The organism is Gluconacetobacter asukensis (genome assembly GCF_014174375.1).
In the GTDB taxonomy this organism is placed as follows: domain Bacteria; phylum Pseudomonadota; class Alphaproteobacteria; order Acetobacterales; family Acetobacteraceae; genus Gluconacetobacter; species Gluconacetobacter asukensis.
The window spans coordinates 18066-38755 of the sequence record NZ_JABEQE010000018.1 but is presented as its reverse complement, the minus strand read 5'-3'; the positions used below and the strand labels follow the sequence as shown (position 1 = coordinate 38755).

Annotated in this window: 25 protein-coding genes; 6 read left to right on the top strand and 19 right to left on the bottom strand. The window is 62.9% G+C overall.

Annotated elements, in window-relative coordinates; all coding sequences use genetic code 11:
* Position 1 precedes the first annotated feature (1 nt).
* From trbJ to HLH35_RS16270, 6 genes are all read right to left on the bottom strand, one after another.
* On the bottom strand, positions 2–781 hold the full coding sequence (gene trbJ / locus HLH35_RS16295; protein WP_182980155.1) for a P-type conjugative transfer protein TrbJ: 780 nt from the start codon (positions 779–781) through the stop codon (positions 2–4).
* Positions 778–3210 carry a conjugal transfer protein TrbE gene (gene trbE / locus HLH35_RS16290; protein ID WP_182980154.1) on the bottom strand — a complete coding sequence of 811 codons (2433 nt, stop codon included), beginning with the start codon at positions 3208–3210 and terminating at the stop codon, positions 778–780. The genes trbJ and trbE overlap by 4 nt, the downstream gene beginning before the upstream one ends.
* A 13-nt stretch (positions 3211–3223) precedes the next feature.
* Positions 3224–3502 (bottom strand): VirB3 family type IV secretion system protein, encoded by a 279-nt coding sequence (locus tag HLH35_RS16285; RefSeq protein ID WP_182980153.1) that lies wholly within the window; start codon positions 3500–3502, stop codon positions 3224–3226.
* Positions 3502–3834 carry a TrbC/VirB2 family protein gene (locus HLH35_RS16280; RefSeq protein ID WP_182980152.1) on the bottom strand — a complete coding sequence of 111 codons (333 nt, stop codon included), beginning with the start codon at positions 3832–3834 and terminating at the stop codon, positions 3502–3504. The genes HLH35_RS16285 and HLH35_RS16280 overlap by 1 nt, the downstream gene beginning before the upstream one ends.
* Complete coding sequence (trbB, locus tag HLH35_RS16275; protein ID WP_182980151.1) at positions 3831–4808, bottom strand: P-type conjugative transfer ATPase TrbB; 978 nt, start codon at positions 4806–4808, stop codon at positions 3831–3833. The genes HLH35_RS16280 and trbB overlap by 4 nt, the downstream gene beginning before the upstream one ends.
* A 182-nt stretch (positions 4809–4990) precedes the next feature.
* A complete protein-coding gene (locus HLH35_RS16270) occupies positions 4991–5911 on the bottom strand; it encodes an AraC family transcriptional regulator (RefSeq protein ID WP_182980150.1) in 921 nt (306 codons plus the stop codon).
* Positions 5912–6090: 179 nt separating this feature from the next.
* Here HLH35_RS16270 and HLH35_RS16265 point away from each other — a divergent pair, with 179 nt between their 5' ends.
* Entirely contained in the window at positions 6091–7146 is a 1056-nt protein-coding gene (locus HLH35_RS16265; protein ID WP_182980149.1) for an aldo/keto reductase, read from the top strand.
* Positions 7147–7179: 33 nt separating this feature from the next.
* On the opposite strand, the gene HLH35_RS16260 is transcribed toward HLH35_RS16265, so the two are convergent.
* On the bottom strand, positions 7180–7608 hold the full coding sequence (locus HLH35_RS16260; RefSeq protein WP_182980148.1) for a CopG family transcriptional regulator: 429 nt from the start codon (positions 7606–7608) through the stop codon (positions 7180–7182).
* Between the two features lie 7 nt (positions 7609–7615).
* Positions 7616–9616, bottom strand: a complete 2001-nt coding sequence (locus HLH35_RS16255) for a conjugal transfer protein TraG (RefSeq protein WP_182980147.1) — start codon at positions 9614–9616, stop codon at positions 7616–7618.
* Positions 9617–10014: 398 nt separating this feature from the next.
* On the opposite strand from HLH35_RS16255, the gene HLH35_RS16250 reads away from it, so the two are divergent.
* Genes HLH35_RS16250 through HLH35_RS16240 form a run of 3 tightly spaced genes read left to right on the top strand, consistent with a single transcriptional unit; the run spans position 10015 to position 11531 of the window.
* Positions 10015–10437 carry a hypothetical protein gene (locus tag HLH35_RS16250; protein ID WP_182980146.1) on the top strand — a complete coding sequence of 141 codons (423 nt, stop codon included), beginning with the start codon at positions 10015–10017 and terminating at the stop codon, positions 10435–10437.
* A 9-nt stretch (positions 10438–10446) separates the two neighbouring features.
* Positions 10447–11073 (top strand): type II toxin-antitoxin system VapC family toxin, encoded by a 627-nt coding sequence (locus HLH35_RS16245; protein WP_012553470.1) that lies wholly within the window; start codon positions 10447–10449, stop codon positions 11071–11073.
* Positions 11073–11531, top strand: a complete 459-nt coding sequence (locus HLH35_RS16240) for a gamma-glutamylcyclotransferase family protein (protein WP_182980145.1) — start codon at positions 11073–11075, stop codon at positions 11529–11531. Before HLH35_RS16245 ends, HLH35_RS16240 begins: the two co-directional genes overlap by 1 nt.
* Positions 11532–11568: 37 nt before the next feature.
* Here HLH35_RS16240 and HLH35_RS16235 read toward each other — a convergent pair whose 3' ends face one another.
* The 9 genes from HLH35_RS16235 to HLH35_RS19785 form a co-directional block, all read right to left on the bottom strand.
* Positions 11569–13308: a relaxase/mobilization nuclease domain-containing protein gene (locus tag HLH35_RS16235; protein WP_182980144.1), complete on the bottom strand. Its 1740-nt coding sequence runs from the start codon at positions 13306–13308 to the stop codon at positions 11569–11571.
* 193 nt (positions 13309–13501) lie between these two features.
* Positions 13502–14179, bottom strand: coding sequence for a lytic transglycosylase domain-containing protein (locus tag HLH35_RS16230; protein WP_246385164.1), 678 nt, complete (start codon positions 14177–14179; stop codon positions 13502–13504).
* Positions 14180–14193: 14 nt separating this feature from the next.
* The gene (locus HLH35_RS16225) at positions 14194–14535 is read right to left on the bottom strand and encodes a DUF736 domain-containing protein (RefSeq protein ID WP_182980143.1); all 342 of its coding nucleotides are present in this window, start codon (positions 14533–14535) and stop codon (positions 14194–14196) included.
* Between the two features lie 58 nt (positions 14536–14593).
* Positions 14594–15223, bottom strand: a complete 630-nt coding sequence (locus tag HLH35_RS16220) for a S26 family signal peptidase (RefSeq protein ID WP_182980142.1) — start codon at positions 15221–15223, stop codon at positions 14594–14596.
* On the bottom strand, positions 15220–15708 hold the full coding sequence (locus tag HLH35_RS16215) for a DUF2840 domain-containing protein (RefSeq protein WP_182980141.1): 489 nt from the start codon (positions 15706–15708) through the stop codon (positions 15220–15222). Before HLH35_RS16215 ends, HLH35_RS16220 begins: the two co-directional genes overlap by 4 nt.
* Positions 15705–16781, bottom strand: coding sequence for a replication initiator protein A (locus HLH35_RS16210; protein WP_182980140.1), 1077 nt, complete (start codon positions 16779–16781; stop codon positions 15705–15707). The genes HLH35_RS16215 and HLH35_RS16210 overlap by 4 nt, the downstream gene beginning before the upstream one ends.
* Positions 16778–17074 carry a helix-turn-helix transcriptional regulator gene (locus tag HLH35_RS16205; RefSeq protein WP_012553482.1) on the bottom strand — a complete coding sequence of 99 codons (297 nt, stop codon included), beginning with the start codon at positions 17072–17074 and terminating at the stop codon, positions 16778–16780. The genes HLH35_RS16210 and HLH35_RS16205 overlap by 4 nt, the downstream gene beginning before the upstream one ends.
* A 96-nt stretch (positions 17075–17170) precedes the next feature.
* Positions 17171–17692, bottom strand: coding sequence for a DNA -binding domain-containing protein (locus tag HLH35_RS16200; RefSeq protein WP_338029378.1), 522 nt, complete (start codon positions 17690–17692; stop codon positions 17171–17173).
* Between the two features lie 58 nt (positions 17693–17750).
* The gene (locus tag HLH35_RS19785; protein ID WP_338029377.1) at positions 17751–17957 is read right to left on the bottom strand and encodes a transcriptional regulator domain-containing protein; all 207 of its coding nucleotides are present in this window, start codon (positions 17955–17957) and stop codon (positions 17751–17753) included.
* 271 nt (positions 17958–18228) lie between these two features.
* Here HLH35_RS19785 and HLH35_RS16195 point away from each other — a divergent pair, with 271 nt between their 5' ends.
* Entirely contained in the window at positions 18229–18477 is a 249-nt protein-coding gene (locus HLH35_RS16195) for a helix-turn-helix domain-containing protein (RefSeq protein WP_182980138.1), read from the top strand.
* Positions 18478–18536: 59 nt separating this feature from the next.
* Here HLH35_RS16195 and HLH35_RS16190 read toward each other — a convergent pair whose 3' ends face one another.
* The gene (locus tag HLH35_RS16190) at positions 18537–18854 is read right to left on the bottom strand and encodes a DUF736 domain-containing protein (protein WP_182980137.1); all 318 of its coding nucleotides are present in this window, start codon (positions 18852–18854) and stop codon (positions 18537–18539) included.
* The gene (locus HLH35_RS16185) at positions 18851–19084 is read right to left on the bottom strand and encodes a hypothetical protein (RefSeq protein WP_182980136.1); all 234 of its coding nucleotides are present in this window, start codon (positions 19082–19084) and stop codon (positions 18851–18853) included. The genes HLH35_RS16190 and HLH35_RS16185 overlap by 4 nt, the downstream gene beginning before the upstream one ends.
* 470 nt (positions 19085–19554) lie before the next feature.
* Between HLH35_RS16185 and HLH35_RS16180 the strand changes: the two genes are divergently transcribed.
* On the top strand, positions 19555–20667 hold the full coding sequence (locus tag HLH35_RS16180) for a GNAT family N-acetyltransferase (protein WP_182980135.1): 1113 nt from the start codon (positions 19555–19557) through the stop codon (positions 20665–20667).
* Positions 20668–20690: the final 23 nt, after the last annotated feature.

Below are 20690 nucleotides of genomic sequence, written 5' to 3'. Positions count from 1 at the left end.
GTTAGTTCCCGTCATTGAAGACGGAGACGGCGCCCGGCACATAGGCGTCGTGCTGCGCAAAATGTTCGTATTGCGCCTGGCCTTCCGCCTCGGCCGCCGCCTCACGCGCCCGGTCGAGGTCCTGTGCCCGTCCGTTGGCCGACAGCACGGCAACCACGTCCGAGAGCTGCCGGGATTGCAGGGCCAGAAGCTGGTTGCCGGCCTGCGCCGCCTGGAGCGCGCCGCTCGAACTCTGGCTTGCTGAGACGAGCTGGGTCATGGCGCTGCTGTCGGACGGGATATTGCCGACGGCACGGGCCTGCATCTTCAGGGCATCCTCGAACCCGCCGACGGAATTCTGCCAGCGGGTCTGCGCCTGGCTGAACAGGGCACTGTCGGACATCCCCGAGGAGACGGACGTGTAGGACTGCTGGTACTGCTGCTCGACCGAGGTGACGCTGTAGGCGATGTTCTGCGCCTGCGCGAGTAGCGCGGTGGTCTGGGAAATCGTTGATTGCAGCGTCGACAATGTCGACAATGGCAACAGGGCGAGATTCTTCGCCTGGTTGACCAACATCTGCGCCTGATTGGCGAGAGACGTGATCTGGTTGTCGATCTGCTGCAATTCCCGCGCCGCGATCAGCACGGTCTGGACATGCGCAGCCCCGTCATAGACCGCCCATTGCGCATGGGCGGATTGCACCGAACTGACGCAGGCACCAACGGCCAGCGCCGTGACGGATGCGAACAGTTCCATACGACGGAAAAGTATTGCATGAATCCGGAAGAGTTTTTCCGTCATGGCACGTCTCCTTCCCGCAGAAGGTCCGCAGCCCATGCCACGCTGCGTGCGTCGAACCATGCCGTGAGGAATCCGGCACGTCCGTGTTCCGCCAGCACTGCATCGATCAGCTTGTGATCGTCCTTCCCGGATGCCGCGCACAGGGCGAGCGCCACCGGTCCCAGCCCCAGTTCGAACAGACGGTTGCCGCGCTGGGTCTGGCAATAATACTCCCGCTTCGACGCGGCACGGGCGATGATGGCGATCTGCCGGTCATTCAGCCCGAAATCCCGATAAATCGTGGCTATCTGTGGTTCGATCGCCCGCTCGTTCGGCAGGAAGATCCGCGTCGGGCAACTTTCCACCACGGCCGGCGCGATACGGGAATTGGCGATATCGGACAGGGATTGCGTGGCGAAAATCACCGACGCATTCTTCTTGCGCAGGGTTTTCAGCCACTCGCGCAACTGGCCGGCGAAATCCCCGTCATCCAGGACCAGCCAGCCCTCGTCGATCACCAGCTGGGTCGGGCGGCCGTCCAGACGGCCCTCGATGCGGTGGAAGAGATAGGACAGCACGGAAGACGCCGCGCCGGAGCCGATCAGCCCCTCAGTCTCGAACACCACGACGTCCGCGTCGCCAAGACGTTCGGCGTCAGCATCGAGCAGGCGGCCATAGGGACCGCCCAGACAATAGGTCACCAGCGCCTGCTTCAGGGCGTTGGACTGGAGAAGCGCTACCAGTCCGGACAGGGTCCGCTCATGGGCGGGCGATGACGCGAGGGAGTTGAGAGAAGACCAGAGATGGGATTTCACGTCCGGCGTCAGTGCCACGCCCTCACCCACGAGAATCTGCCCCAGCCATTCTGAGGCCCATTTGCGCTCGTCGGCATCGTCGATCTTTGCCAGCGGCTGGAGTGACACGGCGGGCTGCCCATCATCCTCGCCGGTCAGTCCGCCCCCGAGATCGTGCCAGTCTCCGCCCATGCCGAGCGTCGCCGCCCGCATTGAGCCGCCGAAATCGAAGGCGAAGACCTGAGATCCCGGATAGCGGCGGAACTGGAGCGCCATCAGTGCCAGCAGCACGGATTTACCTGCCCCGGTCGGTCCTGCGATCAGCGTGTGACCGACATCCCCGACGTGAAGGCTGAACCGGAATGGCGTGGCGCCCGCCGTCTTGCCGTAGAAAAGGGGGGAAGCACGGAAATGGCCATCCTGTTCCGGCCCAGCCCACACGGCGGACAGAGGAATCATATGCGCCAGATTCAGGGTTGAAACCGGTGGCTGGCGGACATTGGCGTAGACATGACCGGGCAAGGAGCCGAGCCACGCCTCCACCGCGTTGAGGCTCTCCGCCATGCAAGTGAAGTCGCGGCCCTGGATGATCTTTTCGACTAGCCGGAGCTTCTCGGCCGCGATGGAGGCGGAACCATCCCAGACTGTGATGGTCGCGGTGAGATACGCCTGCCCGACATCGTCAGATCCGAGAGACTGCAAGGCCAGATCGGCATCAGCCGCCTTGTTGGCGGCGTCGTTGTCCACCAGGACTGACGCCTCGTTGGTCATGACCTCGCGCACGATGGCCGCGATCGATTTCCGCTTGGCGAACCACTGACGCCGGATCTTGGTCAGCACCTTCGTCGCATCCGTCTTGTCGAGCAGGATGGCCCGCGTGGACCAGCGATAGGGCATCGCCATCCGGTTCAGATCGTCCAGAATTCCGGGAAAGGTACGGCTGGGGAAACCGGTGATCGTCAGGGTCTTGAGGAAGGCATCACCGAGTTTCGGCTCCAGCCCGCCCGAGAGCGGCTGATCGACCAGCAGGGCGTCAAGGTGCATCGGGATTTCCGGCACCCGGACCCGCTGGTTACGGGTGGAAATGGTGCTGTGCAGATAGGTCAGGATTTCGCCGTCATCGAGCCACGCGGCCTCGGGCATGAAACCATCCAGCAGGGCCAGCATTCGGTCCGTGCGGTCGACGAACGCATGGAGCATGCCATGCGGGTCCGGCCCCTCGCGCTCCCTACCCTCAAAGAGGAACCGGGCAGCCCGATCCGACGTTTCCGCCGGTGGCAGCCAGACCAGGGTGAGGAAATACCGACTCTCGAAATGCGCCCCTTCATCCTCGAATTGTTCGCGCCGTTCGAGATCGACCATCTGGCTGGCTGCGTCCGGGAAGTCGCTCTCGGGATACACTGTCGCCGGGACGCGCTGCGCTTCCACGAACACAGCCCAGCCGGAGCCCAGACGGCGCAGGGCATTGTTCAGCCGTCCCGTTACGCCCACAAGCTCAGCCGGTGTGGCGCTGTCCAGATCGGGACCACGAATGCGTGCCGTGCGCTGGAAGGAACCGTCCTTGTTCAGGACAACGCCTTTCTCAACCAGAGCGGCCCAGGGCAGGTAATCCGACAGGAGGGCAGCACGGTTGCGATATTCGCCAAGGGACATCATCGCCCTGCCCTCCCTATGCCCGCAACCAGGCGGGATAGCGGAGATGCCGCCGGCCCACCTCGACGAACAGCGGATCGCGCTTCGCTCCCCAGACCGCGAGCCCGTGGCCGACGATCCAGAACAGGGCGCCGACCAGCCACAGCCGCAGCCCCAGAGAAATCGCGGCCCCGAGTGTGCCGTTCGCGATCGCCAGCGTCCGTGGCGCCCCGCCCAACAGGATCGGATCGGTCAGGGAGCGATGCACCGGGACATGGAAGCCCGGCACCGCGTCATCGTCATATCCGGCGGCCATCAGATCAGTGCTCCGCCCGAAAAGGAGAAGAAGGACAGGAAGAAGCTGGACGCCGCAAAAGCGATGGACAGGCCAAAGACAATCTGGATCAGGCGACGGAAGCCGCCGGATGTTTCGCCAAAGGCCAGGGTCAGGCCGGTCACGGTGATGATGATCACCGACACGATGCGCGCCACCGGTCCCTGCACCGATTCCAGAATCTGGTTGAGCGGTTCCTCCCACGGCATGTCCGACCCGGACGCCAGGGCCGAGGAGCACCATGCAACCGAAAGCAGCAGCATGGCGGCAATGACAGGCGCGTGCTGGCGCACGCGAAAGAGAGCGCGGCTCATCGAGAATCTCCGTTGGTATGTACTGGATGAATGCGATAGGTTCCCGTGGCGGGATCAATCCCGTCCACGGTGGCGAGTTCGGACAGGCGACGGGCCGTCCCGCGTCCGGACAGGACCGCGATCACGTCGATGGTTTCGGCGATCGTGGCACGCGGTACCGTGACCACGGCTTCCTGGATCAGTTGTTCCAGACGGTAGAGGGCAGCCAGCACCGATCCGGCGTGCAGCGTGCCGATGCCGCCCGGATGGCCGGTCCCCCATGCTTTGACCAGATCCAGCGCTTCGGCACCACGCACCTCGCCAATCGGGATACGGTCGGGGCGCAGACGGAGACCGGACCGGACAAGGTCCGACAACGTGATGACGCCCTCACGGGTCCGCAGGGCAATGAGATTGGGCGCCGTGCATTGCAGTTCGCGCGTATCCTCGATCAGGACGACGCGATCACCGGTTTTGGCCACCTCGGCCAGCAGGGCGTTGACCAGGGTGGTCTTGCCCGTGGATGTGCCGCCAGCGACCAGGATGTTTTTCCGTTCCGCAACAGCGCGACGGAGATATTCCGCCTGCCCCTCTGTCATGATCCCGGCCTCGACATAGTCGTCGAGGGTGAACACAGCGACGGCGGGTTTGCGGATCGCAAAACTCGGAGCCGTCACTACAGGCGGAAGCAATCCCTCGAAGCGCTCGCCGGTTGGCAGTTCCGCCGAGACGCGTGGTGCTGCTTCATGCACCTCCGCCCCGACATGATGGGCGACCAGGCGCACGATGCGCTCGGCATCGGCCGGTGTGATGGTTTCGCCCGTGTCCCCCATGCCGCCCGCCAGACGGTCGATCCACAGCCGTCCGTCGGGATTGAGCATCACCTCGACCACAGCGGAATCGGCAAGATGCCCCGCAATCGCCGGTCCCATCGCCGTGCGCAGCATAGAAATACCGCGCTGTCGGGCACCATTTTCAATTGGTGTAACCGTCATGGAAATCCCCGTCCGGCCAGGTCATCCGACTTCTCCGGACGACGACGGGGATCATTAGAGAGTGCTGTTTTCTCCTATTTTCAACAGCCTTTTCTCACGATCGTACAAGATCGTAACGGATGCGGGTTTTACTTGCTCCTGACGGTTTATCGAAACCGGCAGACGAAGCCCGACAGACACGTTCAGGAAAGGCGTTCTTCCTCGACCTCCTGCGCAAGGAGCATGGAGTCCCCCCGCAACCGGGCGGCATCACGGGCCGGGGGCATCCCGAACATACGCCGGTAATCCCGGCTGAACTGGGAAGGGCTGTCATACCCGACGGCAAAACCGGCTTCCGCCGCGTCATCCCCGTCCGCCACCAGACGCCGCCGCGCCTCCTGCAGCCGGATGCAGGTCCGGTACTGCATCGGGCTCATCAGCGCCACCGCCTTGAAATGCCGAAACAGCGAAGGCGCGCTCATGCCGGCGAGGCGCGCCAGATCGTCGATCCCGAACTCCTCGGCATAATGCGTCCGCATCCAGGCCATGACCCGGGCAATCCGGGTCAGGTGGCTGTCCGCCACCGCGATCGCCCGAAGCCGAACGCCGAGCGGGCCGGTCAGCAGGCGGTAATAGATTTCCTGCCGCACCAGCGGGGCAAGAACCGCTATATCGCCTGGCGTATCCAGCAGCGCTACAAGACGGCGGACGGAATCCAGGAACGCCTCGTCCAGCGATGCGACGGCCAGACCGGCTTCATCCCCTGCCCCTCTGTCCCCGCCGACGGGCACGGACAGCAGCAGGTCCGCCAGCACCGCCGGATCGAAATCGATACTGAGCGCCAGATAGGGTTGGTGCGGACTGGCCTCGATCACCGCGCTGCTGACCGGCAGATCGACCGTCGTGATCAGGTAATGGCTGTCGTCATAGGTGAAGGCGTGCTGTCCAAGCTCGACCCGCTTGCGGCCCTGGACGATCAAATAGAGCCGGGAGCGATAGATGCAGTTCAGCGGTACCGATCGGCTTTCAGAGCGGAACAGCATGAGTCCGGGCACGGCAGTCGGCGTACGTCGCGCGGCCGCATGGCGCCCGATAAGATCGCGCAGGGAATTGATCGCGGACATTCATGATCCTCCGCCACCAAGCTGCTCTTGTGGATGATGGCGCACAAGGCGCGATGTCCACTTCTGATAGCATCGGGCAAGAATGCGATGGGATTTTCCTATCGCGAGGCCCCTCCCAGGCGGCACTATGCCGCCACACTGCATCACGCGGTCCGTCTTTTTTGCGGAGATCTCATACCATGAAATACAATCCACTCGGCCGCACCGGCCTCCTGGTTTCGGAACTCTGCCTCGGCACCATGACCTTCGGCGGTCAGGGCGGCATCTGGGAACAGATCGGCGGTCTCGCGCAGGAGAGCGCCGATGGCCTGGTCCGCGCCGCACTCGATGCCGGGATCAACTTCATCGACACCGCCAACGTCTATTCCACCGGATTATCGGAACAGATCACCGGTCAGGCCCTGCGCAATCTCGGCGTGGCGCGCGACGACGTCGTGGTCGCCACCAAGGTGCTGGGACCTATGGGCGACGGTCCGAATGCGCGCGGCGCCTCACGCGCCCATATCATCGCGCAATGCCACGCCAGCCTGAAGCGGCTGCAACTCGACCATATCGATCTCTACCAGATCCATGGGGTCGACCCGATCACCCCGATCGAGGAAACGATGGAGGCACTGGATACGCTGGTCCGTTCGGGCGCGGTCCGCTACGTCGGCGTCTCCAACTGGGCAGCCTGGCAGATTAGCAAGGCGCTGGGCATCGCCGAACGCAAGAACCTGGCGATGATCCGCTCGCTGCAAGCCTATTACACCATCGCCGGCCGCGACCTGGAGCGCGAGATCGCGCCGATGCTGGCCGAGGAACAGGTCGGGCTGATGGTCTGGAGTCCGCTGGCGGGCGGGCTGCTGTCGGGCAAGTATCATCGGGACGGCAGTTCTGTCTCCGGCGACGGCCGCCGCGCCAGCTTCGACTTCCCGCCGGTCAACCGCGATCGGGCCTTCGCGGTCATCGATGCCATGCGCCCCATCGCCGAGGCGCACGGACGCAGCGTAGCACAGATCGCCATCGCCTGGCTGCTGCACCAGAAGGCGGTCACCAGCGTCATCATCGGCGCGAAACGTCCGGACCAGCTGCAGGACAATATCGCGGCCACCACCGTCACGCTCTCGCCCGAGGACCTGACGACGCTGGCCGCGATCAGCGCCCTGCCGCCGGAATATCCGGGCTGGATGATCGAACGGCAAAGCGGTTATCGCGCCGGCGCCAAGGCGGGGGAGTTGCCGAAAACATCGTAGTACGCGCAGGGGCCGACCGACGCCGGGAAGCCCCTATTCGGCCTCAGCCCGAAGGTCGTCTGGGATCTCCTGCCGGAAGAACGGCCCCCGGCTGAGTCGTCGCCCAAGGGCGGCCACGAACGCCTCGTAGCGTTCCGCCCCCTGCGCCCGCGCCGCCGGTGCGGCCGGTTCCGGCAAGGATGGGCTGACCGTCATCCAGTAGCGGATGAACAGAGCCAGCGTCTCAAGGCTGATCCCGAGATCGCGCTCCATGCGAGCGACCTGCCGGTCGAGGCGGTCCAGCCTGCGGCTCATTGCTGCTTCCCGCCGCTCATCGGCATCGGGCGACAGGAAGGACGCGATGGCGGCCTCGGCCACCAGGGACAGAGACAGGTCGCGCCGTGCCGCGTGCGCGGTCAGGACATCCAGCAGCTTCGGTTCCAGATAGACCGACAGCCGCGCCTTCTTCGGGGATGTTCTCATCACGCCCTCACAGCCCGAGATCCTTGCCACGGTCGAGCCCGGCCTGCCGGGCGATTCGCGTCAGGTCGGCGCGATCTCGTGCCTCCGGATCCTGTGACGGTTCTTCGCCAAACAGATCGGGGGCGGTGCGCGCCCCGCGCTTGCCGATATCCGCCGGGTCATGCTCGCGCGACCATTTCCGTCCCGTGCCGAGGGATTCATCGCTATCGGCATCGTCGGGCTTGTCAGGCGCTGCCGGCGACATCTTCTGATCCGATGATGGAGTGGCAGGAAGCGGACGCCCACTCCAGTCATCGGGCTGGACAGGCCGGGGCAATTGCGTGGGATCGGGCGGCGGCAGGACGCGCTCGACGAAGCGGCGATCCCGGAAATACCGCGCCTTCCGTGCGCGGATCGGTGGACAGCCTGCCACCATGACCACCTCCTCCCGTGCCGGAATCTGCATGACTTCGCCCACCGTCATCAGGGGCCGCGCGCTCTCCTGGCGCGAGACCATCAAATGCCCAAGCCAAGGCGACAGCCGATGGCCGGCATAGTTCTTCTGCGACCGGATCTCGGTTGCCACCCCAAGACCATCGGACACGCGCTTCGCGGTGCGCTCGTCATTGGTCGCGAAACTGACCCGGACATGGCAATTGTCCAGGATACTGTTGTTCTGGCCGTATGCCTTGTCGATCTGGTTGAGGCTCTGGGCGATCAGGAACGCCTTGATCCCGTAACCCGCCATGAAGGCCAGCGCACTCTCGAAGAAGTCCAGACGGCCGAGGGCGGGAAACTCGTCGAGCATCAGCAGCAGGCGACGCCGCCCCTCCCGACCGGACAGATCCTCCGTCAGTCGTCGCCCGATCTGGTTGAGGATCAGGCGGATCAGCGGCTTGGTGCGGCTGATATCCGAAGGCGGGATGACGAAATACAGGGAAACAGGCCGTTCGCCGTCCAGCAGATCGCCGATCCGCCATTCGCAGCGACTGGTCACGGTGGCCACAACCGGATCGCGGTAGAGGCCGAGAAACGACATGGCGGTGGACAGCACGCCGGAGCGCTCGTTGTCCGATTTGTTGAGCAGTTCCCGCGCGGCCGAGGCCACAACGGGATGCGGCCCCTTCCCGTCCAGATGGTTCGTGCGCATCATGGCGGACAGAGTCGCCTCGATCGACCGCTTCGGGTCGGAAAGGAATTTCGCCACCCCGGCGAGGGTCTTGTCTTCCTCGGCATAGAGCACATGCAGGATCGCACCGACCAGCAGGGCGTGGGAGGTTTTCTCCCAGTGGTTACGCCGCTCCAGCGAACCCTCCGGATCGACCAGAATATCGGCGATGTTCTGCACGTCGCGGACCTCCGATGCTCCACGCCGGACCTCCAGCAGCGGGTTGTAGGCCGAGGACGCCGGATTGGTCGGGTCGAACAGCAGCACACGTCCGAAGCGGGCACGGAAACCGGCGGTGATCTGCCAGTTCTCGCCCTTGATGTCATGGATGATGGCCGAACCCGGCCAGGTCAGGAGTGTGGGGATCACCATACCCACGCCCTTACCCGTACGCGTCGGCGCGAAGGTCAGGACGTGCTCGGGACCATCGTGCCGGAGATAGGCCCGGCGGTATTTTCCCAGCACCACGCCGTCCTCGCCCAGCAGCCCGGCGGCACTGATTTCCGCGTCCTCAGCCCAGCGGGCGGAGCCATAGGTCGCGGCCCGTTTCGCCTCGCGGGCACGATGGACGGACAACGCCACGGCGGCTGCGAAGGCCAACACCCCGCCAGAACCCGCGATCCAGGCGCCGCGCGCGAAGACCGCCGGGGCATAGGCGTCGAACTCATACCACCACCAGAAGAACAGTGGTGGGGCGTAGACCGGCCAGCGGTGCAGGACCATAAACCACGGTCGGCCGAGTTCTGGCTGGAACGCCAGTTCCCAAGCCGTCCATTGTGTCGCCGTCCACCAGGACAGCACGATCATGGACAGGACCAGCAGCGCCTGCCCCCACTGGATGCGTGTTCCCGGCTGGTCCATCGATCCCTCCCCCTGTCATGGGAGACAGCGAAGAACCGGCGCTTTCCAGGGCGCAAGCATGATCCGGCACCCATCGTACCCGAGCGGGCAGGAGCGAAGAAATACTTGCGCGTTGCGGGCTACAGCCAAACCCGCCCATCATGCGCGGGATATCTCTCGGAAGGAGTCGAGCCATGACTGGACCGCAGAACCCGCCTCGGTCTGACGACGCCGTTGATCAACTAGGCACGGAGGAACGGAGGAAGCTCGACCCTGTGATTGATGCACTGAACGCATTGCACTTGCAGCACGGCTTCCTGAGCGATGAATTCCCGACGCTTTGAGCCGGGCGATCTCCACTTGAATCGTGCATATGTCGGACATTTATGGTAGAAACGTCCGACATAAGGGAGACTCCGATGGCACATACGAGCCGACAGCAAGGTGCTACCAAATCCGGTGTGACTGCACCGGCCAGCATCGGTCCTGCTGCCCGCCCGGCGCGCCGGCGTGGGAAAACCAGCCAGCCGACCGTGGAAAGCGACATGATACGGGTGTTCAAAAGCAAGGCGTTCGCGAGCCTGATGGAGCGCGATCCGTCGGTTGCACGCGCGGTTGTCTTCCTGACGCACCAGGGTGTCGTCACCGGCGTCCGCTCGAAGAAGATTTCCACGCGGGTCGATCCCGGCGTGATGGATGCAGCCCGGAAGCGGTTCGGGCTGATCAACGATGCCGACGTCATCAACGCCAGCCTGGCGATGGCAGCAGCGCCAGATCGGTTCAAGGCATGGCTCATGGAGAGCCAGGACACGGTCACGGACGATTTTGAACTCGCGGTATAAGCATTCATCGTGAAGACGCCAGCAGGATCGCGCGGCAACGAAACCGCCGCCGACATTGCACGACAGCATGACCCCGACGCCTATGCACGGGCGATGGCACGCCGACCCGACACAGAGCTTCCGTTCGACATCACGGCCCAGCCGCCGGACCTGCCGGTCATGCTCGACACGAATTTCTATCTGCGACGCCTTCAGGGAAAGCTCGCGCCGGATCTGGCTGCCTTCGTGGCCAGCCGGAGGATTCTGCATAGCGGCGTCGCATGTAGCGAGCTTGCCATCAGCGCAGGCATCCTCGATCCGACTCATCCCGCCACGCCGCACAACCGCAAAGTCGTGCTGGATATGCTCGACACAATCGACCGAACGGATATCGTGGCCCCCAGCGCGGAAACCTGGGCCGAAGCGGGCATGATCGCCGGTATTCTGGCTCGGACGCAGCATCTCGCAAAGCCCAAGAGCACGCTGACGTCAGCGGAAGCGTGCTGCCAGGAGGGCCTGCGCCGGAAGCTGATTAATGACACCCTGCTCTTCCTCAGCGCCCGCGAGCAAAATGCCATCCTGGTGTCGATGAACCGTCGCGATATGGATCTCCTTCTCCGTTTCCGGCCGGACACCAGCGTTCTGCTATTCCGCTGATGGCGGCACTGGAACCAGAGCGAACAAAAATTGAAGTGAGAGCGGACATGATTTCACGTCACATTTCGATTTTCTTCTACGGCCTGTTCATGGATGCGAATGTCCTACGGAGGCAGGGATTTGAACCCGCGAACCCTCGACCGGCTGAGGTCGCGGGAATGGCGCTTCGTATTGGAAAGCGCGCTACTCTTGTCCCTGACATATCTGGTTCAGTGCATGGAATAGTCATGGACCTGACTCACAACGATATCGACCGTCTTTACGCCGACGAAAGCGTCGCCTCATACCGGGCAGAAGCTGTCTTGGCCCGCCTCTCCGATAGCACAAGCATCGCAGCCCTTTGTTTCAATCTGCCGATACCTCCGGAAAGAGGCGTCACCAACGATGAGTATCGCGAAAAACTCCGCGAAGTTGGCCGCAAAGTCGGTCTTCCGACCGGATACGTCGACAGCGTGTGAGAGCAATGCGACGGATCAGCACGACACCCGAAGGTAATTACAACCCTAATCCCCTTTTACGCGCGAACGACCAGTCGATCCCCCCATCGCCACGCATCATGCCGGACACCTCCCGCCCTCGCTGCTTTTCCAGCGACGGCGACCATGGCACCAACTCGAAGCCCAGTCCGTCATCGATCATCGCGAACCGGCCCGACGCCAAGTTGAAACGCTGACGATAGGTGCCGGTAACGGGATCACCCTCCCCGCTCCGCCGGAACGGTATCCCCGACTTCCCGGCGAGGCTCCGGCCCAGCGCGTCCAGCTCCCGCTGGCGCAGCGTGGCGATCAGGTTCCGGGCATAACGGATGCTCCCGCCGTCGCGGCTGACCAGCCCCTGCTCCACCAGATGATCCGTGCGTTTTTCCATCGCCTCTTTGACATCGGCGCCGAACCCGGTGGACGCCAGAGGGAGAGGCTCCCGTGCGATCACCTGCCGGTCGAGCCAGGTGGCGCCCTCCGCCGTCACCTGCCGCTCCAGCGTGAGGTCCGAACGGAGGGCCAGCGCGACACGGTTACGTCCCTGTTTGTCGGTAAAATGTCGCAGTTCCACGATGGAACCGACCGCCCCATCACCAGCGGCTTCGAGGTTTGGCAGGCGGACATGATGGGTGCGTCCGTCAATCCCATCAATCACGGCATAGGCCGTGCCACGCAGCTCATCGTCGAGGCCACGATCGACCACCCGGCCGATGACGGGATCGGTGGTATTCTCAGCGGCCATTACCCAGGATGACGCGGCACGATCGATCTTCTGCTCCGCCAGCCCCCGGTGGATCCGTTTGATGATGTCGTTGCGCTCGCTGATCTCCCGTAGCGTCGCCTCCGCGCTCTCGTCCATCTGCCAGCGATCCGGCCCGATCTGGTGCGCCAGCCCCATGGTTTCCAGACGGCGCAGGCGACCCAGCTTCACGGTGGCGAAGGCGTCCAGCGTTTCGCCCGGCGCGCGTCCGAGATCAATGTCACCATCCCGCCCCGCGTCCCTCTGAAGCTGGCGGTCCAATTGAGTCCAGCGGTCGGCGTTCACCTGCCGCTCGACCGCCTGACGGATATCATGATCGTTACGCGGTCCGAGTTCCAGCGTCACCAGATCCTGGGCACGGGCGCGCATGCCCTCGCGGATGTAATCGCGCGCGATCACGAGGTCGGAACCATCCTCCGCCAAACCCCGCACGATGACGTGCAAATGGGGATGTGCTGTGTTCCAGTGATCGACGGCAACCCAGTCGAGTTTCGTGCCGAGATCGGACTCCATCTGCCCCATCAGATCCCGCGCGAAGGCCCGCAGATCCGACAGCTCCGACGCATCCTCGGGTGAGACGATGAAGCGGAAATGGTGGCGGTCCCCATCGCAGCGATCCGCGAAGTCCGAGGCACGGATGTCGTCACTGTCTCTGCCGAACAGATGGGCATCCTCCCCGTCCCGCGTCACGCCCTCCCGGCGGAGATAGCGCAGGTGCGCCGCAAGTGGTGTCGCACGCGGCGCGTGTCGCACGACGCGGGCCTTGATGACGACGCCCCGCGAACGGCTGGTCAGCAGGCGATTGGCGGCATAGGCGGCGGCCCTGCCGCGCCCGAAACTGGAGCGGCGCCCAGAACTGATTTTCCCGGCGCGGGAGACCCTGCCGCCGGCCCGCTGCACGGACGCCAGCACCTGCGTCACGAAGGGTCGCGCCTGCCGGGCGCGGGTGGAACGGATGCGCCCTGGCCGGACCCGGAATTCCTCGTCCCTGTTCATGAAAACTGCCCTGCACCGCGCGAAAGATCGCGTCAGATCAAAGAGATGACAGCTTGTCGCGAGGTGCGAGAAATCCACGCACCTCGCGACAAGACCTCAAAAACCCCGGAAAACAGCCACCCCAACCGAGCCGCGATGTGCGGCCTTTTATCCAGCCCTAACTTTTTCCGTCTTTTTCCGGGGTTTTCGTGATTCACTTCCCCTGCTCCGCCCCCTGCGTCGAACCCGCTCCCGGCGCTTTACGGACATGACCCGCGAAGAGCGTGGACGGAGTGAAAATCGTCTGCCCGGATCGGTTTAAAAAAATGCCTTTGGATGACGATGGAAACGCATTTTCGCTGCCGGAAATGAAGAGCGAAGCGGAAGTCCAGTCACGCGCGGGAGCGATGGAAAACGGGATGGAAAAATGCGCGCTGACCGACGGGTCATCAATCAGCCGGGCGACAGACGCGACATAGGATACCGTCTCACCAGGAAGCAGCCGACCAGTCGCCAGATGATCTTCATAACGACCGGGTCCGGCATTGTAGGCAGCGAGAAATCCTGCATCGCCATAGCGGTCGTGCAACCATCGCAGATAGGCTGCCCCGGCCGCGATATTGTCGTGCGGATCGAAGGGATCGGCCCCCAGATTCAGCGCGCGCCGGACATCCTTCCATGTGCTGGGCATGAGCTGCATCAGACCCATCGCACCGGCGCCGGAAACCGCGTGCGGATCGCCAGCACTCTCAGCATGAAGGACCGCTCGCACCCACGTCACCGGAATCGCGTTTTGCTCCGCCGCTTTCCGCACGAGATCGTCCCAATCCTGCGCCTGGACCGGGACGGGCGAAAGCGGCAGCGCGAGCACGGTCAGCACGCCGGCGGACATGAAAAGCCGGCACGTCATTCCCGACCTCCCGGACGCTTCGCAGGTCGGTTCCACACCAGTTGCCATTCACGCCCGCCCCGCCCGGCCTGAAACAGGGTCGCGCGGATTGGCTGCATGAAGGCAGGATCGTCCAGGAGCACGGAAACATACTCGCCGGCACGTTCCCCAGTGCGTTTCCACCCGGCACCGATCTCCAATGCTGAATCGCCTTCACCGAGATGGATGCGATAATCCGGCGTATGTTCCGCGCCATTGTTTTCCGCTGGCACGAAGGTCAGTTCGGCGTCCAGCGATAGGGTGCGCATGCGCCCGGCAAAACCGTCCGAGGTGCGGGTAAAAAATCCGATCTGGCTCATGGGAAAAATCCTTTCAGACAGGCTGGGAGTGACAGAAAATTCAATGGCCGGGCGACCATCATTGGATGGGTGGTTCACCCGGCTTCATGGGCAGCATGGGCGGCGCCAGAGGCGGTCGCTCCCGGATCGGAGCGCCGAGTTCCGGAAGGGGATCGAAATGCGGCGGCGGTGGCTCAGCCTCTCCCGTACGGACATGCACCGGCACGGCGCGGCCGATGACGGTGTCCATCGGCAGGATGCCGAAATACCGCCCGTCCAGACTGGTCGGCACGGCAGCGTTCATGACAAACACCTGCCCCGACCCGAGGCGTTGGCAGCCCTGCCAGACCGGCAGCGGACGGCCACGATGATCGACGGTCTTCGCGTCGCCGGCCGCCTTACCGTCGATGGTGACGTGGACGCCGATGCGACAGACACTCTGCCCCGCCAGTGCTGCCACAGGCTTGAGCAGCGGCACGCCGAACGGCAGATAGCCGCGCGCCGCCAGCAGCATCGCCTCGTGCTCCGGCAGGCGGATGGCGACAATGTCGCCGACACGGACGGGTGTGGTGGACTGGATCCGATATAGGCCCACCGGAACGCTGGCTGTCTCGTTCCAGACCCAGCGTGGCGCGGGATGAAACGCCAGCGAGGCACCGACGCCGAGCACGGCGAAATGCGTGGCGAAAAACCAGGCGCGCCGGGTCATAACATGGCCCTCCTGCGCAGCCATGCCTCATGGCGCTCCTGCGTGTAAGGGCGAGGCTCCTGCGCCGCCGTGAGGCGATGATGCAGGTGACGCCAATGATCGGGACAGGCGGCCGCAGGATCAATTCCCAGCGCCTCCACGCCGTCGATGGCCTCCAGCACCCGACGCACCTTTGGCCAGCCGCTCTGCCGCAGCAGGCTCTCGCCACCGGGCCGCACGAATGGCACCGTCTGGCAAGCTTCCTGAGCCCCAACGGCCCGCACGATGTCGATGCAGGACACCACGGTGCCGAAATCGTTCGCGGCCCAGCGGATGAAGGCGAACACGCTGTCCGGCGAGAAACTCATCAGCCTGCGCCTGCGGTCGAGAATGCGATCCTCGACGGGATGCCCGAAACGAATCCAGTGCTCGATGCGCTTCTCGATCCAGGTCAGTTCGACCGTCGTGAGCGCGTCGCCCTGCGATCGGAAAGAACGCGCGGTCATGGGACACCCGCCCCGCGATCTACGACCGCTTCCCGAGCCTCTTTTTTGACCTGTCCAGCCGGGTCAGAATTGTCGCGGAAAATACCACCAGAACTACTACATAGAGTATTGTACTTATAAGTTAAGAAGTTACGGCTCTCGTATTTTCTTCTGGAACAATGGTTTACATAGTGGTTTTTTGAACGACCCAACGATACAACCGTATCTGTTCCAACGTGTTTTTCCACCGTTGTGGCAACGAGTGATTCCACAGGCTTCTCCACAGATCCTGTGGACGGCGTCGTTGCTTGGATCCGCAGATAGTCGGTGCCATGTCGCAGACAGGTCGAAAGATGGTATCCCGGAAGCGATTGCGCCCGAACGATCTTTCCCAGCGCGAGCACGAAGTCATATCGTTGCATCAGGGTGCCGGAACGCCCGTGCAATTCGGTGAAATCGAACAGCCACCGTCCTTTCTGTCGTCCGACGCGTCGGCGGACGAACCGGTAGAGCCAACGTCCAATCCCACTCCCCATGTGGAAATAGGTCGGATGCACGGTCAGCACGCGCGTCGGTTCGCTGACGGCGGCGAGGAACCAGTCCGGCAGGGTCAAAGCGACGCCAACGTTGCGGGAGATACGGACATCACTGACCCAGGCGAACGGTCGGTCCCGCCAGTCCAGACCATTGCGGATATTCGTGACCACTGTCGTGGCGGCGAGACGGGCCAGCGCGCCACGCAGGCGGCGATACTGATGCGCGCCCGCGTCCCAACCAAGATCCTGAAACAGCTGCCAGGGCGTGAAGCGCACATGGCGGGATATCCATTGCCCCTCGTTCAGCGCGCCCCTGAGCTGGCCGGCAAGCCAGAGCAGCACATCGGCATCCATGAGTGTCGCCAGCCCGCCATCGCCGGAGGACACGACGTGAACCTCGCTGTAGCCGCACCGGTGATGGATCGGCTCTTGACGTGGCGTTTTCCCCAACGCGAAGAACGGACGATCCATCAGGTCGCGGATGTCGCGGGGCCGTGCCGACCCTGTGACCACAAAGCGGCGGTCGGATTGACGCCAGCTATCGGCGGCCGGCATCATCGTCCGGCACTCCGCTGCGCCTTGCGGGCCTTCGCCTGCAAGCGGATGATATAGGCGCGGGGGTCGGACGGCATCGGGATGCCGCCACCGTCACCTGTGGACAGCCGGACGTTCAGATCGGCCCAGGCGCAGAGGTCTTCCACGGCATAGACGATCCGGCCGCCAAGCTGGCGGTAGAGCGGACCGGTGCCACAACTCCGGTGTTTTTCGAGGGTGCGGATGGACAGGCCAACGAAATTGGCCGCGTCCGGGGTGCGCAGGTAGCGCGGTGGCAGTGTCGGCTGGACACGCATGGGGTGTTCCTCCCGGTGGATCGGGCCGCGTGCGGAATGTCGCGGCTCATGGGAGGACGCTGCCGGAGAATGGGCTGTGGGGAGGGATGACAAAGTTCAGGCCGCAAGACTGTCACCCCCCTGCTTCAACCCGTGAAGGAGGGCGACGTGACCGCCGTTCAGGTAGAACGCGGCGCCGTCGAGATCGCGATAGAAAGCCCGGTGCCATGAGCTGGCACGCCATTCATTGCGGGACAGGTGCAGGATACGCTCGCCGTAAAGACCGGCCGCGATCCGGCGTGTCGCCACACCCATGCGCCGGCCTTCCGCGATGCAGAGCATGCGGATCTGGCGCAGTTTCTGCTGGGAACTCAGGCGCAAGGTGGAGGGAAGAGGACCGGGCGCCTGGCCGGCAAGCAGGCGGCCTAAGCGCGCAACGCAAGCCAGACGGATGCCGAGATGGCCGTCATCGATGACGAACCAGGTTCCCACCACAACAGACTGCCGATCGACGACAATGACGATGCGCAGCGGACCCGCTACGCCGTCCAGCACAAGATGGATGCCATCGGGACCGTCATGTCGTGCCCGCGCGTATGGCGCGAGACGGGACAGGATGTCCCCCCCGTCGCCACGCACGGCGACCTCCGGCGCGATGTCCGGATCCCAGAACGCGGGAGCAAGCCAGGCGGGGAGATCAGGATCGACAGGGAAAACGCAACCCCCAGCGGCGGGCGAAGGCGCGCCATGCCTCGGCGTCAATCTTGCCCATCCGAATAATTGCTGCATGCTCGCGTCGATAGGCCGGATTATGTCGCAGCCATTCCTGGGCGAGGCCGGCAGGATCGAGCCCGGCGTAGGCGCGACGAAGGGGCGCGGCATCCCACGGCCGGATTGTCGGCACGTTCCCCCTCCCCAATATATCACGGATTCGACCCAGTATCCGGTGCGAAGCCGAAACGGGTAGTCCCGAAGACTCAGGGAGGTGATCCCGAAAATCTTTGACCAGATAGGGATTATTTGGAGGAGGGAGGAAGATTCAGGCCACGCGGGCGGGAAATGTCGGTTTTTCCGGCATTACGTGATGCGCGCGGCACATCACTCCGGCGGGAGAGAAACCGTCCGTGTATTATAATACGTAGCGCGATAATACACAAATCGTTCCTATCCTGCGGATGGACATCCGAGGACTTTTCGGCGCGAACGTGAGGCGCCTGCGACGCGCCGCCGGTCTCAGCCAGGAAGCCCTGGCGGAACGGATGGGTGTCGACCGCGCCTATATCAGCTGGATCGAGACCGGGCGCCAGAACGCGACGTTACTCTCGCTGTGGCATGCGTCACAGGCGCTGGGCGTGCGGCCGGCCGTGCTGCTGGACGAAACTCATGTCGCCGCGACCGTGACGCCAGACAGTGATGAGCGATAGGCCGCCTGGCGATGAGGAAAGCCCTTCCCGGCTGAGCCGGGAAGGGCCAGTGTGGGCGGTCAGTCCCCGTTGCGCGGACGCTGGCGGCTCCAGACCAGGTTGTAGGCGCCACCTTCCTCTTCAAAGAGGCTGGCGAAGATCGGACCGGGAAGGGTCGGATCGTCCAGCTTCACGCTGAGATATTCGCGCCAGTCCGTGGTGTGCTTGATCCAGGCCGCCCCGGCTTCCAGTTTTCCGATCTGGACCCGGAAGTTGGGAACATTGTCGCTGGCCCGGTTGGCTTCGGGCACGAAGCGGATACCCCGGATTTTCTGTGTCAGGGTGACGATCTCGCCTTCGTAGCGCTCGCCGACCTTCTTGAATGAACCGATGATCATTGTCCTGTCTCCTCGCTGTATCGGGCCGCGACCACCGTGGCCTCGATGGCCATCGACAGCCCGGAGACGATCGGCGGCGCACCTGCGTGCAGGCCGGAGCAATGCGGAGGACGGCGGGACGGAACTTTCTTGCTCCGCGCGGAATGGGCGCAGCCCAGGGGAAGAAAGTTGCGGGACGCCGTTGCGCCACAGCCGGGCGAAGCGAAGCCGGTCTCGGGCAGATCGGCCATATCGAGAGGCCATGGTGTGCGGCATAGTCAGCCCTGTGGAGAGATAGGTCAGTCCGCCGTGTTCCGTGACAGGGGTGCAGGGTGTCAGGAAGGACTCCGTTTCCAGACAGGATACAGGTCAAACAGTATCCGTCGCCAGGATAACCATCAGACAAATATTATGTTCCGAATACCATGCAATTTGTAGGCGAAAAGTTCAAGACATGACACGAATTGCATCAGGTTGAATGAAATTTACTTCAAGAAGTGACGATACACTCTCTCTTCTACGGATGTTTTTTATTTCTTCAGCAGAGGAGCCCTACGGAGATCGGCAAAACTTGGACGCCCCGTGCGTGGCGCAGAATACCCGGCACCTTCCAACAGGATCCGTTCGCCATGGAGTGGACTCTTTCCGCTCAAAACACGTGCATTGTCTCCCGGCTCGGCATATAGTTGCTTCGGGCAACTATATGCCAGGATGGATGAATATGAAACAGGCGATAGCGGCGGTTCGTGATTTCAACCGCTTTTACATGCGATATGTCGGGGCGCTCGATTCACGCTTTCTGGGCAGCGACATGACGCTGACGGAAGCCCGTCTTCTACTGGAAATCGCAAACCGTGAACCCGTTCAGGCCAATGTCCTGCAGGATGTCCTGGCACTGGATCGCGGGTATCTGAGCCGCATAATACGTCGGTTCGAGAATGAAGGATGGTTAGCACGCGAACGATCATCGGAAGATGGTCGTTCGCGCCCCATGAAACTGACGACCAAGGGACGTATCGTTTTCGAAAACGTCGATCAAAGACAGCACGATGTCATTGAGGCTACCCTGTTACAGTTGAATGAGACTGAGCAGCAGACACTCGCGCAGGCACTGACTTCAGTTCGGCATTTGTTAACCCGCACGCGCGCCTCATCTCCGTTAGATGTTCTGAATCGCCCCGTCTGGCATGCTCTGACCGGACGGCAAAGCTCACTCTCTGTCGGTAATAGTCATGCATTGTGCTACCAGAGGACGATTACTCCGTTCGGCGCGTCCGCCGGAACTGGAGACGTTGATCTTCGGGCATTTGGGGAATTGCTTTCTCCGGATGAAGAAATCTGGCTCGTGGAAAAAGAAAGCTTTCCCACCCCGCCTGGCCTGAAAGTCATGAAAGCTGCCGAATGCCTACAGATGGTGGCATCGCAGGTGTCTGATAGTGAGCACGATTTTTCTTTCTTTGATCTAGGGGCAGACGACGCCGTTGGAATGCGAGATCTCGCGATGCTCACCGTCCCCGGTCCCTTCTTGGCAGACACATGGCAATTAGGTGGTTTTGTCGGTATTCGCGAAGCGGGACGTCTGGTCGCTATGGCCGGAGAACGCATGAAACCAGGAAATTTTACGGAGGTCAGCGGCGTATGCACTCACCCTCACTATCGAGGACGCGGATACGCCGGATTTCTCATGCGTATTGTCGCCCAGCGCATTCTGGATAGAGGTGAGACGCCTTTCCTCCACACTTATTCAGACAATAAAGCTGCCATCGCATTGTATCAGTCGCTTGGCTTTACTCCTCATCAGGTCGTGACGGTCACCGTTCTTCAAAAACAATAGACAAAGCAGACGAAAAAAATGCG

Bases quoted from the DNA above. Each gene is read 5' to 3' on its own strand.
- HLH35_RS16230 (WP_246385164.1), bottom strand. From the start codon at position 14,179: ATGTCCGCCGGCGTGCTGACCGTGCTCGCGCTGCCGCTTTCGCCCGTC.
- HLH35_RS16270 (WP_182980150.1), bottom strand. From the start codon at position 5,911: ATGTCCGCGATCAATTCCCTGCGCGATCTTATCGGGCGCCATGCGGCC.
- HLH35_RS16205 (WP_012553482.1), bottom strand. From the start codon at position 17,074: ATGCGTGTCCAGCCGACACTGCCACCGCGCTACCTGCGCACCCCGGAC.
- HLH35_RS16195 (WP_182980138.1), top strand. From the start codon at position 18,229: ATGGACATCCGAGGACTTTTCGGCGCGAACGTGAGGCGCCTGCGACGC.
- HLH35_RS16180 (WP_182980135.1), top strand. From the start codon at position 19,555: ATGAAACAGGCGATAGCGGCGGTTCGTGATTTCAACCGCTTTTACATG.
- HLH35_RS16265 (WP_182980149.1), top strand. From the start codon at position 6,091: ATGAAATACAATCCACTCGGCCGCACCGGCCTCCTGGTTTCGGAACTC.
- HLH35_RS16280 (WP_182980152.1), bottom strand. From the start codon at position 3,834: ATGAGCCGCGCTCTCTTTCGCGTGCGCCAGCACGCGCCTGTCATTGCC.
- HLH35_RS16210 (WP_182980140.1), bottom strand. From the start codon at position 16,781: ATGATGCCGGCCGCCGATAGCTGGCGTCAATCCGACCGCCGCTTTGTG.
- HLH35_RS16250 (WP_182980146.1), top strand. From the start codon at position 10,015: ATGGCACATACGAGCCGACAGCAAGGTGCTACCAAATCCGGTGTGACT.
- HLH35_RS16240 (WP_182980145.1), top strand. From the start codon at position 11,073: ATGGCGGCACTGGAACCAGAGCGAACAAAAATTGAAGTGAGAGCGGAC.
- trbB (WP_182980151.1), bottom strand. From the start codon at position 4,808: ATGACGGTTACACCAATTGAAAATGGTGCCCGACAGCGCGGTATTTCT.
- HLH35_RS16185 (WP_182980136.1), bottom strand. From the start codon at position 19,084: ATGGCCGATCTGCCCGAGACCGGCTTCGCTTCGCCCGGCTGTGGCGCA.
- HLH35_RS16190 (WP_182980137.1), bottom strand. From the start codon at position 18,854: ATGATCATCGGTTCATTCAAGAAGGTCGGCGAGCGCTACGAAGGCGAG.
- HLH35_RS16285 (WP_182980153.1), bottom strand. From the start codon at position 3,502: ATGGCCGCCGGATATGACGATGACGCGGTGCCGGGCTTCCATGTCCCG.
- trbE (WP_182980154.1), bottom strand. From the start codon at position 3,210: ATGATGTCCCTTGGCGAATATCGCAACCGTGCTGCCCTCCTGTCGGAT.
- HLH35_RS16220 (WP_182980142.1), bottom strand. From the start codon at position 15,223: ATGACCCGGCGCGCCTGGTTTTTCGCCACGCATTTCGCCGTGCTCGGC.
- HLH35_RS16225 (WP_182980143.1), bottom strand. From the start codon at position 14,535: ATGAGCCAGATCGGATTTTTTACCCGCACCTCGGACGGTTTTGCCGGG.
- HLH35_RS16260 (WP_182980148.1), bottom strand. From the start codon at position 7,608: ATGAGAACATCCCCGAAGAAGGCGCGGCTGTCGGTCTATCTGGAACCG.
- HLH35_RS16255 (WP_182980147.1), bottom strand. From the start codon at position 9,616: ATGGACCAGCCGGGAACACGCATCCAGTGGGGGCAGGCGCTGCTGGTC.
- trbJ (WP_182980155.1), bottom strand. From the start codon at position 781: ATGACGGAAAAACTCTTCCGGATTCATGCAATACTTTTCCGTCGTATG.
- HLH35_RS16215 (WP_182980141.1), bottom strand. From the start codon at position 15,708: ATGACCGCGCGTTCTTTCCGATCGCAGGGCGACGCGCTCACGACGGTC.
- HLH35_RS16235 (WP_182980144.1), bottom strand. From the start codon at position 13,308: ATGAACAGGGACGAGGAATTCCGGGTCCGGCCAGGGCGCATCCGTTCC.